Annotated in this window: 12 protein-coding genes; 2 read left to right on the forward strand and 10 right to left on the reverse strand. The window is 63.1% G+C overall.

Translation table 11 applies throughout. The features are described from left to right. Nucleotides 1-39: 39 nt before the first annotated feature. Nucleotides 40-882 (reverse strand): S-formylglutathione hydrolase, encoded by an 843-nt coding sequence (gene fghA / locus GYB81_RS18980; RefSeq protein ID WP_161867647.1) that lies wholly within the window; start codon nt 880-882, stop codon nt 40-42. A gap of 45 nt (nt 883-927) precedes the next feature. Continuing rightward, complete coding sequence (locus tag GYB81_RS18985; RefSeq protein WP_161867646.1) at nt 928-2,040, reverse strand: S-(hydroxymethyl)glutathione dehydrogenase/class III alcohol dehydrogenase; 1,113 nt, start codon at nt 2,038-2,040, stop codon at nt 928-930. 134 nt (nt 2,041-2,174) lie between these two features. Between GYB81_RS18985 and GYB81_RS18990 the strand changes: the two genes are divergently transcribed. Beyond that, entirely contained in the window at nt 2,175-3,071 is an 897-nt protein-coding gene (locus GYB81_RS18990; RefSeq protein ID WP_161867645.1) for a LysR substrate-binding domain-containing protein, read from the forward strand. Nucleotides 3,072-3,211: 140 nt separating this feature from the next. Continuing rightward, nucleotides 3,212-3,535 (forward strand): ribosome hibernation-promoting factor, HPF/YfiA family, encoded by a 324-nt coding sequence (hpf, locus tag GYB81_RS18995; protein WP_024308893.1) that lies wholly within the window; start codon nt 3,212-3,214, stop codon nt 3,533-3,535. A gap of 13 nt (nt 3,536-3,548) precedes the next feature. Here the strand turns inward: hpf and ispD are convergent, their stop codons facing one another. The 8 genes from ispD to dnaE form a co-directional block, all read right to left on the reverse strand. Continuing rightward, nucleotides 3,549-4,247 (reverse strand): 2-C-methyl-D-erythritol 4-phosphate cytidylyltransferase, encoded by a 699-nt coding sequence (ispD, locus tag GYB81_RS19000; RefSeq protein WP_161867644.1) that lies wholly within the window; start codon nt 4,245-4,247, stop codon nt 3,549-3,551. Then, complete coding sequence (gene ftsB / locus GYB81_RS19005) at nt 4,244-4,522, reverse strand: cell division protein FtsB (RefSeq protein ID WP_017363771.1); 279 nt, start codon at nt 4,520-4,522, stop codon at nt 4,244-4,246. The genes ispD and ftsB overlap by 4 nt, the downstream gene beginning before the upstream one ends. Nucleotides 4,523-4,807: 285 nt before the next feature. Next, complete coding sequence (eno, locus tag GYB81_RS19010) at nt 4,808-6,097, reverse strand: phosphopyruvate hydratase (RefSeq protein WP_003244233.1); 1,290 nt, start codon at nt 6,095-6,097, stop codon at nt 4,808-4,810. 147 nt (nt 6,098-6,244) lie between these two features. After that, complete coding sequence (kdsA, locus tag GYB81_RS19015; protein ID WP_012019176.1) at nt 6,245-7,090, reverse strand: 3-deoxy-8-phosphooctulonate synthase; 846 nt, start codon at nt 7,088-7,090, stop codon at nt 6,245-6,247. Between the two features lie 3 nt (nt 7,091-7,093). Beyond that, nucleotides 7,094-8,725 carry a CTP synthase gene (gene pyrG / locus GYB81_RS19020; RefSeq protein WP_161867643.1) on the reverse strand — a complete coding sequence of 544 codons (1,632 nt, stop codon included), beginning with the start codon at nt 8,723-8,725 and terminating at the stop codon, nt 7,094-7,096. 150 nt (nt 8,726-8,875) lie between these two features. Next, nucleotides 8,876-10,198 (reverse strand): tRNA lysidine(34) synthetase TilS, encoded by a 1,323-nt coding sequence (gene tilS / locus GYB81_RS19025; RefSeq protein ID WP_161867642.1) that lies wholly within the window; start codon nt 10,196-10,198, stop codon nt 8,876-8,878. Between the two features lie 58 nt (nt 10,199-10,256). After that, entirely contained in the window at nt 10,257-11,207 is a 951-nt protein-coding gene (locus GYB81_RS19030) for an acetyl-CoA carboxylase carboxyltransferase subunit alpha (protein WP_024308897.1), read from the reverse strand. Nucleotides 11,208-11,344: 137 nt separating this feature from the next. After that, nucleotides 11,345-14,875 (reverse strand): DNA polymerase III subunit alpha, encoded by a 3,531-nt coding sequence (dnaE, locus tag GYB81_RS19035; RefSeq protein ID WP_161867641.1) that lies wholly within the window; start codon nt 14,873-14,875, stop codon nt 11,345-11,347. Nucleotides 14,876-14,917 lie beyond the last annotated feature (42 nt).

Genomic DNA, 14,917 nt, shown 5'->3' on the forward strand with positions numbered 1-14,917 from the left:
ACGAAAACCGGCTAATTCGCACCCCGGTTTTCATCCAGGTTATGCCGGGAGCAAAGCGGCTGCGTGGTGACGCAGATGCTCGTCGATGAAGCTGGCGATGAAATAGTAGCTGTGGTCATAGCCAGGCTGCATGCGCAGCGTCAGCGGATGACCGGCGGCCTTGGCAGCGGCCTGCAGCGCCTGAGGCTTGAGCTGGCCTTCGAGGAAATCATCGCGATCGCCCTGATCGACCAGAATCGGCAGTTTCTCCTCGGCCTCGGCGATCAGCACGCTGGCATCCCACTCGCGCCAGCGCGAGCGATCTTCACCCAGGTACAGGGAAAACGCCTTCTCGCCCCAGGGGCAGTTCATCGGATTGCTGATCGGCGAGAACGCCGACACCGACTGGTAGCGCCCCGGGTTCTTCAGCGCGCAGATCAGCGCGCCGTGGCCACCCATGGAATGGCCGGCGATGCCACGCTTGTCCGAGACGGGGAAGTTGGCCTCGATCAATGCCGGCAGTTCCTGCACCACGTAGTCGTACATGCGGTAGTGACGGGCGAAGGGTTCCTGCGTCGCATTGACATAGAAGCCGGCGCCGAGGCCGAAGTCATAGGCGCCATTGGCGTCGTCGGCCACGCCTTCGCCACGCGGGCTGGTGTCCGGCGCGACGATGATCAGCCCCAGTTCGGCTGCCATGCGCTGAGCACCGGCCTTCTGCATGAAATTCTCGTCGGTGCAGGTCAGGCCACTCAGCCAGTACAGCACCGGCAGCTTGCCGCCCTGCTCGGCCTGCGGCGGCAGGTAAACGGCGAACACCATGTCGCAGTTGAGCGTAGTGGAGCGATGACGATAACGCTTATGCCAGCCGCCGAAGCTCTTCTGGCAGGAAATGTTTTCCATGAAACCTCCCGGCCCGGGGCATCACGCCCCGGGTACGTCAGCGACTCAGAAGTGGATGACGGTACGGATGCTCTTGCCTTCGTGCATCAGCTCGAAGGCTTCGTTGATCTCGTCCAGCCCCATGTTGTGGGTGATGAAGGTGTCCAGCGGGATCTCGCCCTTCTGCGACTTCTCGACATAGCCCGGCAGCTCGCTACGGCCCTTGACGCCACCGAAGGCACTGCCACGCCAGACGCGGCCGGTGACCAGCTGGAACGGACGGGTGCTGATCTCGGCACCGGCCGGGGCCACGCCGATGATGGTCGACTCGCCCCAACCCTTGTGGCAGCACTCCAGCGCAGCGCGCATCAGTTGCACGTTGCCGATGCACTCGAAGCTGTAATCGACGCCACCGTCGGTCATCTCGACGATGACTTCCTGGATTGGCTTGCTGTGCTCCTTCGGGTTGACGAAGTCGGTGATGCCCAGCTCACGCGCCACGGCCTCCTTGGCCGGGTTGATGTCGATACCGATGATGCGCGAGGCCTTGGCCATCTTGGCGCCGATGATTGCCGCCAGACCGATGCCACCCAGACCGAAGATGGCCACGGTGGAGCCCTCGGTGACCTTGGCGGTGTTGAGTACGGCACCGATACCGGTGGTCACGCCGCAACCGAGCAGGCAGACCTTGTCCAGCGGCGCTTCCTTCGGGATCACCGCAACCGAGACTTCCGGCAGTACGGTGTACTCGGAGAAGGTCGAGCAGCCCATGTAGTGGTAGATCGGCTCACCGTTGTAGCTGAAACGGGTGGTGCCGTCGGGCATCAGGCCCTTGCCCTGGGTGGCACGCACCGAGCTGCACAGGTTGGTTTTCTGCGATTTGCAGAATTTGCACTCACCGCACTCGGCGGTGTACAGCGGGATCACATGGTCGCCGACCTTCACCGAGGTCACGCCCTCGCCCACCGCCTCGACGATGCCACCACCCTCGTGGCCCAGCACGCAGGGGAATACGCCTTCGGAGTCCTGACCGGACAGGGTGTAGGCATCGGTATGGCAAACGCCGGTGGCGACGATGCGCACCAGCACTTCACCGGCCTTTGGCGGCTCGACATCGATCTCGACGATCTTCAGCGGCTCGTTGGGCGCGAAAGCGACGGCAGCACGGGACTTGATCATGAAAGCTCTCCTGAGCGTTGCGAAAGTGCCGAGCAGTCTAGAACAACGTAAAGAAGAAATAATTCAACGAATATCAAAACATTATTGCTACACAGGGATAATATGCACTTCCATCAACGACACTGGAGCAAACCATGAGTCGCTGGGAAGGACTCGATGAATTCGTCGCCGTCGCAGAATGCGGCCAGTTCAGCGCCGCCGCGGAACGACTGGGACTGTCCACCTCGCAAGTCAGCCGCCAGGTGGCGCGCCTGGAAGACCGCCTGCAAAGCCGCCTGTTCTACCGCAGCACGCGGCGCGTGGCGCTGACCGAGGCCGGTCAATTGTTCCTGCAGCACTGCCAACGCCTGCAGGATGCGCGCGAAGAAGCGTTGCGGGCGGTAGGCGACCTTGGGGCGGAGCCCAAGGGGCTGCTGCGCATGACCTGCGCGGTGGCCTATGGCGAGCGCTTCATCGTACCGCTGGTGAATGACTTCATGGCCCGCCACCCGCAGCTGCGGGTGGAGATCGAGCTGTCCAACCGCCAGTTGGACCTGCTGCACGAAGGGCTGGACCTGGCCATTCGCCTGGGACGTCTGCAGGACTCGCGGCTGATGGCAGCACGCCTGGCGCCTCGGGAAATGTACCTGTGCGCCGCCCCCGAATACCTGCAGCGTTATGGCCGACCACACTCGCTGTCAGAGCTGGCCCGTCATAACTGCCTGATCGGCAGCAGCGATCACTGGAGCTTTGCCGAGAGCGGCCGGGAAACCCAGGTTCGGGTACAAGGCAACTGGCGCTGCAACAGCGGCCAGGCGGTGCTCGACGCCGCGCTGCGTGGGTTCGGTTTGTGCCAGCTACCGGACTACTACGTCCTGGAACACCTGCGCAGCGGGCAGTTGATCTCTCTGCTGGAACAGCACCGCCCACCGAATACCGCGGTCTGGGCGCTCTATCCGCAGCAACGCCACCTCTCACCCAAGATCCGCCAGCTGATCGACTCGTTGCGCCTGGGGCTGAGTCAGTGCGCCGAGTACGCCGCCCCCGCCTGAGCCCTGCAACAACCTTGTCGCTCAGCTGAACCGTCATGGAATGTCACAAGCTGCGGCGAAACTTGGACGAGGCAACCGCGTCACAACCAATGTCCCCGGCAAACGGGGCCTCACGAATTCAGCAGCATGAGGACATGGTTATGCAGGTTCTGGTCAACAGCGGTAAGCACGTCGCCTCGTCGATGGCCTTCAAGGAAGACATCAGCAGTCGCGTACGCAGCAAACTCCAACGCTACGAGGACCACCTCACCCGGATCGAAGTCCACCTTTCCGACGAGAACGCGCTCAAGAGCGGCCCCCAGGACAAGCGCTGCAAGGTCGAGGCTCGGATGAAAGGACGTGATCCGCTGACGGTATCCCACGACGCAGAGGAAATGCATCAGGCCATCGACGGCGCCATGAACAAGCTGACCAACGCGCTGGATCGCAACCTGGGCAAGGACGCCAAGAACTGGACGCACTGAGGAAGCTATGCAATCAGTGGCCGCTTGGCCACAGTGACTGCAGATAGTGCAGGTCTTCCGGGCGGGTGACTTTGAGGTTGTCCGTCCGGCCTTCGATCAGACGCGGCGCCTGCCCCGCCCACTCCATGGCAGAGGCCTCATCGGTAATCGCCACCTGCGCCTGCAGGGCCTGACTCAGCGCGCCATGCAATGCCCCCAGGCGGAACATCTGCGGCGTATAGGCCTGCCAGATCACGCTGCGATCCACGGTCTGCGCCACGCGCCCGTCGGCACTGGCACGCTTGAGCGTATCGCGCGCCGGCACGGCCAGCAGGCCGCCCACCGGATCATCGGCCAACTCTGCCAGCAGGCGGTCCAGGTCCTGCCTGGCAAGATTGGGGCGAGCGGCGTCATGCACCAGCACCCAGTCCTCGGCACCTGCGCCTTCGGCAAGCAGCGCCTGCAACCCGGCCAGTACCGAGTCGGCCCGCTCACGCCCGCCTGGCGCGCGACGCACACGCGGATCGTTGGCAACCGGGAGTTGCGGCCAGAACGGATCGTCCACCGCCACGCACACCATGGCACCCAGCAAGCCAGGATGATCGAGAAAGCAATGCAGGCTGTGTTCGAGAATGCTGCGACCGGCAATCTGCAGGTACTGCTTGGGGCGGTCGGCGGCCATTCGTGCACCGACGCCAGCCGCTGGAATCACCAGCCAGAATGGGACTGTCATTCGGTCAGCAGGTAGAGGGTCTCACCCTCTTTGAGCATGCCAAGCTCCTGCCGTGCACGCTCTTCAACGGTCTCCATACCGCGCTTGAGCTCCATCACCTCGGCCTCGAGGATGCGGTTGCGCTCCAACAGGCGCTCGTTCTCGCCTTGTTGCTCGGCGATCTGCTGCTGCAGGCGGCTTACCTGGGCAAGACTGCCCTCACCGACCCACAGACGATACTGCAGACCGGCAAGCAGCAGGATCAGCACGATGAACAGCCAGTACGGACTACGCATGGAGCGGCTCGCAGATTGAGTCATCGGCATGGTAGGGGCTGCGTTCATGCTTGAAAAGAAGCCGACTGATGAGTGACATGGGGTTTAAGGTTCTGCATCCGTGCAAGGGTTCCCGGAAATCGACGAAACGCCGACGAAAAAAGGCCATATCAGCAATGGCACAGCCCGTGTAGGAGCGGCTTCAGCCGCGAAAATTCTCGGATAAATCCGCTCCTACATGCCGCACCAGCGCTAAGCCACCACAAAAAAGGGCGACTTGCGTCGCCCTTTTCTACCACGCAGTGATCAGCCGCGGAACTCGGCACGGCCCTTGTACGGAGCCTTGCCGCCCAGCTGCTCCTCGATGCGCAGCAACTGGTTGTACTTGGAAACGCGGTCGGAGCGGCACAGCGAACCGGTCTTGATCTGACCCGCAGCAGTACCCACGGCCAGGTCGGCGATGGTGCTGTCTTCGGTTTCGCCGCTGCGGTGCGAGATCACCGCAGTGAAGCCGGCGGCCTTGGCCATCTGGATGGCTTCCAGGGTCTCGGTCAGCGAGCCGATCTGGTTGAACTTGATCAGGATCGAGTTGCCGATCTTCTCGTCGATGCCGCGCTTGAGGATCTTGGTGTTGGTCACGAACAGGTCGTCGCCAACCAGCTGCACCTTGGCGCCGATCTTGTCGGTCAGGACTTTCCAGCCAGCCCAGTCCGACTCGTCCATGCCGTCTTCGATGGAGATGATCGGGTAACGCTGGGTCAGGCCAGCCAGGTAGTCGGCGAAACCGGCGGCGTCGAAGACCTTGCCCTCGCCTTCCAGGTCGTACTTGCCGTCCTTGAAGAATTCGCTGGAGGCGCAGTCCAGCGCCAGAGTCACGTCATCACCCAGCTTGTAGCCAGCGTTGGCTACGGCCTCGGCGATGGCGGCCAGGGCGTCTTCGTTGGAGGCCAGGTTCGGCGCGAAGCCGCCTTCGTCACCCACCGCAGTGTTCAGGCCACGAGCCTTCAGTACGGCTTTGAGGTGATGGAAGATTTCGGCGCCCATGCGCAGGGCATCGGCAAAATTCTTGGCGCCGACCGGCTGGACCATGAATTCCTGGATGTCGACGTTGTTATCGGCATGCTCGCCACCGTTGATGATGTTCATCATCGGCACCGGCATGGAGTAGACGCCCGGGGTGCCGTTCAGATCGGCGATGTGCGCGTACAGCGGCACGCCCTTGGCCTGAGCGGCGGCCTTGGCGGCAGCCAGGGACACAGCGAGAATGGCGTTGGCGCCCAGCTTCGCCTTGTTCTCGGTACCGTCGAGCTCGATCATCGCGCGGTCCAGCGCCTGCTGATCGGTCGCGTCCTTACCCAGCAGCAGGTCGCGAATCGGGCCGTTGATGTTGGCGACGGCTTTCAGCACGCCCTTGCCCAGGTAACGGCTCTTGTCGCCGTCACGCAGCTCCAGCGCCTCGCGCGAGCCGGTGGAGGCCCCGGACGGAGCGCACGCGCTGCCGACAATGCCACCTTCCAGAATTACATCGGCCTCCACGGTGGGGTTGCCACGGGAGTCGAGAACCTCACGACCCTTGATGTCGACGATCTTTGCCATTCTTGATAACGCTCCAAAGGTTGACGATAAGACGGCAGCAGCAGGCTGCGCTGGGCCGCCGCTACCCGAGGGCAGATCGGCGGCTCACTCTGACTCACGGGTCAGGGGGATTTTTCTCGGGCGGCACTTTACCGGATTGCGTCGGCTTCAGGCAGTCTCGATTGGCGGAAAACTCTTCACCAAATCGTCTAGCTGCTTGAGCTGGCTGAGGAACGGCTCCAACTTGTTCAGGCGCAAGGCGCACGGACCGTCGCACTTGGCGTTTTCCGGGTCGGGATGCGCTTCGAGGAACAGACCGGCCAGGCCCTGGCTCATGCCGGCCTTGGCCAGGTCGGTGACCTGGGCACGACGGCCGCCAGCGGAGTCGGCGCGACCACCTGGCATCTGCAGGGCGTGGGTCACGTCGAAGAACACCGGGTACTCGAACTGCTTCATGATGCCGAAGCCGAGCATGTCCACCACCAGGTTGTTGTAACCGAAGGAGGAACCGCGCTCGCAGAGGATCAGCTGATCGTTACCGGCCTCTTCGCACTTGGTGAGGATGTGCTTCATTTCCTGCGGGGCGAGGAACTGCGCCTTCTTGATGTTGATCACAGCACCGGTCTTGGCCATGGCCACCACCAGGTCTGTCTGCCGCGAGAGGAAGGCCGGCAGCTGGATGATGTCGCACACTTCGGCCACGGCCGCGGCCTGATGCGGCTCATGCACGTCGGTAATCACCGGCACGCCGAAGGTCTTCTTCACTTCCTCGAAGATCTTCATGCCCTCTTCCAGGCCCGGGCCACGGAAGGAGGTAATGGAGGAACGGTTGGCCTTGTCGAAGCTGGCCTTGAACACGTAGGGGATACCGAGCTTCTCGGTCACCCGCACGTATTCCTCACAGGCCTGCATGGCCAGGTCGCGCGACTCGAGCACGTTGATACCGCCGAACAGCACGAACGGCTTGTCGTTGGCGATCTCGATATCGCGAACCTTGATGATCTTCTGCGCCATGGGTCAGACCTTCTTCGCTTTCTGCGCCAGCGCGGCGTTGACGAAACCGCTGAACAGCGGGTGACCGTCACGCGGCGTGGAGGTGAATTCCGGGTGGAACTGGCAAGCGACGAACCACGGATGATCCGGCGCCTCGACCACTTCCACCAGCGCGCCGTCGCCAGAGCGGCCAGTGACCTTCAGGCCAGCCTCGGTCAGCTTCGGCAACAGGTTGTTGTTCACTTCGTAACGGTGACGGTGACGCTCGACGATCACGTCCTTGCCATAGCAATCGTGCACCTTGGAGCCGGCCTGCAGCTGGCAGTCCTGCGCACCCAGGCGCATGGTGCCGCCCAGGTCGGAGTTCTCGCTGCGCTGCTCGACGCTGCCTGCAGCGTCCTGCCATTCGGTGATCAGGCCAACCACCGGGTGCTGGCTGGCCATGTCGAATTCGGTGGAATTGGCATCGGTCCAGCCCACCACGTTACGGGCATATTCGATGACCGCGACCTGCATGCCGAGGCAGATGCCCAGGTAAGGGATCTTGTTCTCGCGGGCGTACTGCACGGTCTTGATCTTGCCTTCCACGCCGCGCAGACCGAAGCCGCCCGGGACCAGGATTGCATCGACGCCTTCGAGCAGGCCGGTGCCCTGGTTCTCGATATCTTCGGAATCGATATAACGCAGGTTGACCTTGGTGCGGTTCTGGATGCCGGCGTGACTCATCGCTTCGATCAGCGACTTGTACGCATCGAGCAGCTCCATGTACTTGCCGACCATGGCGATGGTGACTTCTTTCTCCGGATTGAGCTTGGCATCGACCACGCGATCCCACTCGGACAGGTCGGCGCCGCCGCACTCCAGACCGAAACGCTCGACGACGAAGTCATCCAGGCCCTGGGCATGCAGCACGCCCGGAATCTTGTAGATGGTGTCGACGTCTTCCAGGCTGATCACCGCACGCTCTTCGACGTTGGTGAACAGGGCGATCTTGCGGCGCGAGGACACATCGATCGGATGGTCGGAGCGGCACACCAGCACGTCCGGCTGCAGGCCGATGGAGCGCAGCTCCTTGACCGAATGCTGGGTCGGCTTGGTCTTGGTTTCGCCGGCGGTGGCGATGTAGGGCACCAGGGTCAGGTGCATCAGCATGGCGCGTTTGGCGCCCACTTCCACACGCAGCTGGCGGATGGCCTCGAGGAACGGCTGCGACTCGATGTCACCGACGGTGCCGCCAATTTCCACCAGAGCCACGTCGGCATCGCCGGCGCCCTTGATGATGCGACGCTTGATTTCGTCGGTGATGTGCGGAATCACCTGGATGGTTGCGCCCAGGTAGTCACCACGGCGCTCCTTGCGCAGCACGTCTTCGTACACGCGGCCGGTGGTGAAGTTGTTGCTCTTGCTCATCGTGGTGCGGATGAAGCGCTCGTAGTGACCCAGGTCGAGGTCGGTCTCGGCGCCGTCGTGGGTGACGAACACCTCACCGTGCTGGAACGGGCTCATGGTGCCCGGATCGACGTTGATGTAAGGGTCCAGCTTGAGCATGGTGACCTTCAGGCCCCGCGCCTCCAGGATGGCCGCCAGTGAAGCCGAGGCGATGCCTTTCCCCAATGAAGAAACAACACCACCCGTGACGAAGATGTAGCGCGTCATGAAAAACCCTAGAAGTCTGCGTTTAAGCGGTCAGTGCCGCCGGGGAAAGCGAAGGAGCGCCATCGACAACACAATGGCAAGCTCGCCAAGCTCCCTGAGGGAGTCGGCAAAAGCTGTAGTAAGACGGGAGCGTAGTCTACCCGAAAGGCCTTACCAGCTCAAACCTTGCGCGCCGATAGGCGGCGACCAGTGCAGACGCACTCCCCGCGCCTCGATTCCTGGCGCTTGCGTCAGGTTCGCCACCGCCATCAGCTCATCGCCATCGAACAGCAGCGGCAGGCGTGAACGCACGAATGGCGGCACGCGCATCTCGTTCAGCAAGCGTTTGAGATCACGCCGACCACGTCCCGGCACCTGCAGCGACTCGCCGCCCACGCGGTAACGCAGATGCCAGTGACCTCGAGGCAGTTCGCCGGACAGGTTCACACGACCATTGCCGGGGAGTTCGACCGAATCGGTAAGGGCAGCGTTGAGCAAACCCAGCGGTAGCGGCGGCTTCAGCCAGTCACCGCTGAGCCACCAGAGCCGCCCCTCTGCCCTGTGCAGCTCGCCATCGGCCAGTTTCCAGATCGGCGTCGCATCCGCAGCTGCATCACGCAGGTCGTACCAACCGGCCCAATGGTCGCTGTCGGGCATTCGGCTCATGGGCGCCAGCCAATGCCGCAGCAGGTTGCGCTGACGCGCATCGCTCAGCGCGGCCACGGCCGACAAATCCAGAGAAGGCAACGGCAGCCAGGGCAAAGCGCAAACGCCACGAGCAGCCAGCAGGTCCATCTCGGCCAGTTCTTCCAACAATTGCTGAGTTTCGCTCAAATGGCCGGCGCTGCGCGCAAGGCTTGCCGCCACCTGCGGCCAGCGCTCGGCCAGCAGCGGCATAATCTGCCTGCGCAGGAAATTGCGACTGAAGCGCTCGTCGGCATTGCTCGGATCCTCGATCCAGGCAAGCCCATGGCTTTGCGCATAGGCATGCAATTCGGCCCGCGAGCAGCCGAGCAAGGGCCGAAGCAGAGTGCCGCGACCCAGTACGCGACTGGCCGGCATGGCCGCCAGGCCGCGCACGCCAGCCCCACGCAGCAGACGAAACAGCAGGGTTTCGGCCTGGTCGTCGCGATGCTGGGCGCCTAGCAATACCTCGCCCGAGCCCAACCGCTCAGCGAACGCCGCATATCGCGCCCGCCGCGCGGCCTGCTCCAGGCTGGCCCCCGGCGCCACCTGCACCCTGACGATGTCCAGTGGAATACCCAGCCGCGCGCAAACCTGCGCGCAATGCTCAGGCCAGGCATCGGCCGTCGGCTGCAGGCCATGATGGACATGAATGGCGGACAGCGCGGGCAGTTCCTCGTGTCTCGCCCAGGCGGCGAGCAGATGCAGCAGCACGCTGGAATCCAGGCCACCGGAGAAGGCGATACGCCAGGCAGGAGCCGTGCGCCACGACTGCAGGGCCTGGCGCAGGCGAAGTTCGAGAGGAGTCATCGGCCAAGCTTAAACAACAATGGGCCCGAAGGCCCATTGAGATATGCGCTGAAAGAACTCAGGCGATGCCGTAGCTCATCAGACGATCGTAACGGCGCTTGAGCAGCGCATCGGTATCGTGCTTCTGCAGGCTGGCGAGCTGCTTGGTCAGCTCCTGACGGATCGACTCCGATGCCGCAACCGGATCACGGTGCGCGCCGCCCAGCGGCTCGGCGATCACCTGATCGACGATACCCAGGTCCTTCAGGCGCTCGGCGGTAATGCCCATGGCTTCGGCGGCGTCCGGAGCCTTCTCGGCAGTCCGCCAGAGGATCGAGGCGCAACCTTCCGGCGAGATTACCGAGTAGGTGGAGTACTGCAGCATGTTCAGCTGGTCGCAGACGCCGATGGCCAGCGCACCGCCGGAGCCACCCTCACCGATTACGGTGGCGATGATCGGAGTCTTCAGGCGTGCCATCACGCGCAGGTTCCAGGCGATGGCCTCGCTCTGGCCCCGCTCTTCAGCGTCGATACCCGGGTAGGCGCCGGGAGTGTCGATGAAGGTGAGAATCGGCATCTTGAAGCGCTCAGCCATTTCCATCAGACGGCAGGCCTTGCGGTAGCCCTCGGGACGCGGCATGCCGAAGTTGCGGCGCACCTTCTCGCGCACTTCGCGGCCCTTCTGGTGACCGATGATCATCACCGGCTGATCACCCAGGCGCGCCACACCACCGACGATGGCGGCGTCGTCGGAGAAGTGACGGTCGCCGTGCAGCTCATCGAACTCGGTAAAGATGTGCTGGATGTAGTCCAGCGTGTAGGGCCGGCGCGGGTGGCGCGCGAGCTGCGCGATCTGCCAGCTGGTCAGGTTGCCGAAGATGCTTTCGGTCAGGGCGCTGCTCTTGTCCTGCAGGCGGGCAATCTCGTCGCCGATATTCAGCGCGTTGTCATTGCCAACCAGGCGTAGCTCTTCGATCTTGGCTTGCAGGTCGGCGATCGGCTGTTCGAAATCGAGGAAATTCGGGTTCATAGTCATCCGTCTTGCGTCGACGGCCAAGTGGCCGGGGAGCTGTATCCATTAGGCGCCCTACCTTAAGGGATAGGGCGCAGCGGGTCGACACCCTCGGGTGCCTTTGCTGTCACGAAGAGAAATTTTCCTCTCGCATATCAGCGGTAGTGCAAAAAGACGTTGTCGCGCCCGAACTGGTCACGCAATGCCTGAATCAAAGTGTCGGCCGGGTCGATTCGCCAGGCATCGCCGAATTGAAGCAAGGCCCGTGCCTCCTCGCCACTGTAATCGACGGTCACCGGGCAGGCGCCCTTGTGCTTGCTGCACAACTCGGCCAGCCAGCGCAGGCGATCTCCCTTGAGCGCTTCGCTGGCGACCTTAACGCGCAGGCTGTCGGCCAGGCCGGTACGCGCCTCTTCCAGACTCATCACGCGCTTGGCGCGCAGACGCAAACCGCCGGAGAAGTCGTCGTTGCTGACTTCACCTTCGACCACCACCAGCGCATCGTTCTGCAGCAGCGCCTGGTTGCTGGCGAAGGCATCGGCGAACAGCGAAGCCTCGATCCTCCCTGATCTGTCATCCAGGGTGATGAAGCCCATCTTGTCGCCCTTCTTGTTCTTCATCACCCGCAGGTTGACGATCATCCCGGCGATGGTCTGGGTGTCGCGCGCGGGCTTGAGCTCGACGATGCGCTGGCGGGCGAAACGACGGATCTCGCCCTCGTACTCGTCGATGGGGTGGCCGGACAGGTAGATGCCCAGGGTGTCCTTCTCGCCTTTCAGGCGTTCCTTGATCGGCAGCTCGCGGGCCTTGCGGTGGTTGGCATAGACGTCCGCTTCGGGCTCGGCGAACAGGCCGCCGAACAGATCCATATGGCCGCTCTCGGCGCTGCGCGCGGTCTGCTCGGCGGACTGCACGGCTTCTTCCATGGATGCCAGCAACACCGCGCGGTTCTTGTCCACGCTGGCCTGGTAGGCCTTGAGCTCGTCCTGGTAATAAGGGCCGAGGCGATCCAGCGCGCCGCTGCGGATCAGCGCCTCGAGGGTGCGCTTGTTGATGCGCTTGAGGTCGACGCGGTTGCAGAAGTCGAACAGGTCCTTGAACGGCCCACCTTCGGCTCTGCATTCGACGATGGCCTCGACCGGCCCCTCGCCCACGCCCTTGACCGCACCGAGGCCGTAGACGATACGGCCGTCGTCGTTGACGGTGAACTTGAACTCGGAGACGTTCACATCCGGCGGATCGATGCGCAACTTCATGTTGCGGCACTCTTCCACCAGGATCACCACCTTGTCGGTGTTGTGCATGTCCGCCGACAGCACCGCGGCCATGAAGGGCGCCGGGTAATGCGCCTTGAGCCAGGCGGTCTGGTAGGACACCAGGCCATAGGCGGCCGAGTGCGACTTGTTGAAGCCGTAGCCGGCGAACTTTTCCACCAGGTCGAAGATGTTGCCCGCCAGGTCGGCATCGATGCCGTTGTTGGCGCAACCTTCGATGAAGCCGCCGCGCTGCTTGGCCATTTCCTCGGGCTTCTTCTTGCCCATGGCGCGGCGCAGCATGTCCGCCTGGCCCAGGGTGTAGCCGCCCATCACCTGGGCGATCTGCATCACCTGCTCCTGATACAGGATGATGCCGTAGGTGGGCTTGAGCACCGGCTCCAGGCCGGCGTACTGGTAATCCGGGTGCGGGTAGGACAGCTCGGCACGGCCGTGCTTACGGTTGATGAAGTCATCCACCATGCCGGACTGCAGCGGGCCGGGGCGGAACAGTGCCACCAGTGCGATCATGTCTTCCAGGCAGTCGGGCTTGAGCTTCTTGATCAGCTCCTTCATGCCGCGCGATTCGAGCTGGAAGACCGCAGTGGTTTCCGCCTTCTGCAGCATGTCGTAGGTTTTCTTGTCATCCAGCGGGATGAAGTCGATGTTGACCAGTTCCTCGTCCGAGGCGCCGTCGCGCTTCTGGATGCGGTGGATGGTTTCCATCGCCCACTTGATGATGGTCAGGGTACGCAGGCCGAGGAAGTCGAACTTGACCAGGCCGGCCTGCTCGACGTCGTCCTTGTCGAACTGGGTCACCAGGCCGCCGCCCTCCTCGTCACAGGCGATCGGCGAGAAGTCGGTGAGCTTGGTCGGCGCGATCACCACGCCCCCGGCGTGCTTGCCGGTGCCGCGAACCACCCCTTCGAGCTTGAGCGACATGTCCCAGATTTCCTGGGCCTCCTCATCGTTCTTGAGGAACTCGCGCAGCGGCTCCTCCATCTCGTAGGCCTTCTCCAGGGTCATGCCCACCTCGAAGGGGATCATCTTCGACAGGCGATCGGCCAGGCCGTAGGACTTGCCCTGCGCCCGCGCCACGTCGCGCACCACCGCCTTGGCCGCCATGGAGCCGAAGGTGATGATCTGGCTCACCGCATTGCGCCCGTACTTCTCGGCCACGTAGTCGATCACCCGGTCGCGGCCGTCCATGCAGAAGTCGACGTCGAAGTCGGGCATGGAAATCCGCTCGGGGTTGAGGAAGCGTTCGAACAGCAGGTCGTAGGCCAGAGGGTCCAGGTCGGTGATCTTCAGCACGTAGGCAACCAGCGAGCCGGCGCCCGAACCACGGCCCGGGCCGACCGGCACGCCGTTGTTCTTGGCCCACTGGATGAAGTCCATCACGATCAGGAAGTAACCGGGGAAACCCATCTGAATGATGATGTCGAGCTCGAAGTTGAGACGGTCGATATAGACCTGTTTCTTCGCCTCGTAATCCGGCGTGTCCTTGGGCAACAGCACTTCGAGACGCTCTTCCAGGCCCTCGAAGGAGGCATGGCGCAGGTAGTCGTCGATGCCCATGCCATTGGGCGTGGGGAAGTCCGGCAGGAAGTACTTGCCCAGCTGCACATCGATGTTGCAGCGCTTGGCGATCTCGACGGTATTCTCCAGGGCCTCCGGCAGATCGGAAAACAGCTCCCACATTTCCGCCGGGGTCTTGAGGTACTGCTGGTCGGAGTAATGCCGCGGCCGGCGCGGATCATCCAGGGTACGGCCCTCGCCGATGCAGACGCGGGTTTCGTGAGCCTCGAAATCGTCCTGCTTGATGAAGCGCACGTCGTTGGTCGCCACCAGCGGCGCCTCGACGCGATCGGCCAACGCCACGGCGGCATGCAGGTATTCCTCGTCGCCGACCCGGCTGGTGCGCTGCACCTCCAGATAGAAACGATCCGGGAACACTGCCATCCACTCGCGCAGGCGCGTTTCCGCCAGCGCTTCTTCACCGGCCAGTAACGCCAGGCCGACCTCGCCTTCGCGCGCGCCGGACAATGCGATCAGCCCCTCAGCGGCCTCCTTGACCCAGTCACGCTGGATGATCACCAGGTCGTTGCTCTGCCCCTCGGCCCAACCGCGGGAAATCAGCTCGGTGAGGTTGCGATAGCCCTTGGCGTTCATTGCCAGCAGAGTCAGGCGCGTCAGCGGGCCGTCCTCCTCGGCGCTGGCCATCCAGATATCGGCGCCGCAGATCGGCTTGACCCCGGCGCCCATGGCCGTCTTGTAGAACTTCACCAGCGAGCACATGTTGCTCATGTCGGTGACCGCCACCGCAGGCATGCCGGCCCCGGCCACAGCCTTGATCAGCGGTTTGACCCGCACCAGGCCATCGACCAGGGAGTATTCGGTGTGCAGACGCAGATGGACGAAAGCTTGGGTCATGGGCGGCCTTGCAGGTGAAAACGACAAAGCGCCGATTGTAGC

The sequence above is a fragment of the Pseudomonas yangonensis genome, from assembly GCF_009932725.1.
In the GTDB taxonomy this organism is placed as follows: domain Bacteria; phylum Pseudomonadota; class Gammaproteobacteria; order Pseudomonadales; family Pseudomonadaceae; genus Aquipseudomonas; species Aquipseudomonas yangonensis.

Excerpts from the sequence above, each read along its gene's own strand:
- eno (WP_003244233.1), bottom strand. The coding sequence starts at position 6,097 with ATGGCAAAGATCGTCGACATCAAGGGTCGTGAGGTTCTCGACTCCCGT.
- ispD (WP_161867644.1), bottom strand. The coding sequence starts at position 4,247 with ATGACAGTCCCATTCTGGCTGGTGATTCCAGCGGCTGGCGTCGGTGCA.
- fghA (WP_161867647.1), bottom strand. The coding sequence starts at position 882 with ATGGAAAACATTTCCTGCCAGAAGAGCTTCGGCGGCTGGCATAAGCGT.
- pyrG (WP_161867643.1), bottom strand. The coding sequence starts at position 8,725 with ATGACGCGCTACATCTTCGTCACGGGTGGTGTTGTTTCTTCATTGGGG.
- GYB81_RS18985 (WP_161867646.1), bottom strand. The coding sequence starts at position 2,040 with ATGATCAAGTCCCGTGCTGCCGTCGCTTTCGCGCCCAACGAGCCGCTG.
- dnaE (WP_161867641.1), bottom strand. The coding sequence starts at position 14,875 with ATGACCCAAGCTTTCGTCCATCTGCGTCTGCACACCGAATACTCCCTG.
- GYB81_RS19030 (WP_024308897.1), bottom strand. The coding sequence starts at position 11,207 with ATGAACCCGAATTTCCTCGATTTCGAACAGCCGATCGCCGACCTGCAA.
- tilS (WP_161867642.1), bottom strand. The coding sequence starts at position 10,198 with ATGACTCCTCTCGAACTTCGCCTGCGCCAGGCCCTGCAGTCGTGGCGC.
- hpf (WP_024308893.1), top strand. The coding sequence starts at position 3,212 with ATGCAGGTTCTGGTCAACAGCGGTAAGCACGTCGCCTCGTCGATGGCC.
- GYB81_RS18990 (WP_161867645.1), top strand. The coding sequence starts at position 2,175 with ATGAGTCGCTGGGAAGGACTCGATGAATTCGTCGCCGTCGCAGAATGC.
- ftsB (WP_017363771.1), bottom strand. The coding sequence starts at position 4,522 with ATGCGTAGTCCGTACTGGCTGTTCATCGTGCTGATCCTGCTGCTTGCC.
- kdsA (WP_012019176.1), bottom strand. The coding sequence starts at position 7,090 with ATGGCGCAGAAGATCATCAAGGTTCGCGATATCGAGATCGCCAACGAC.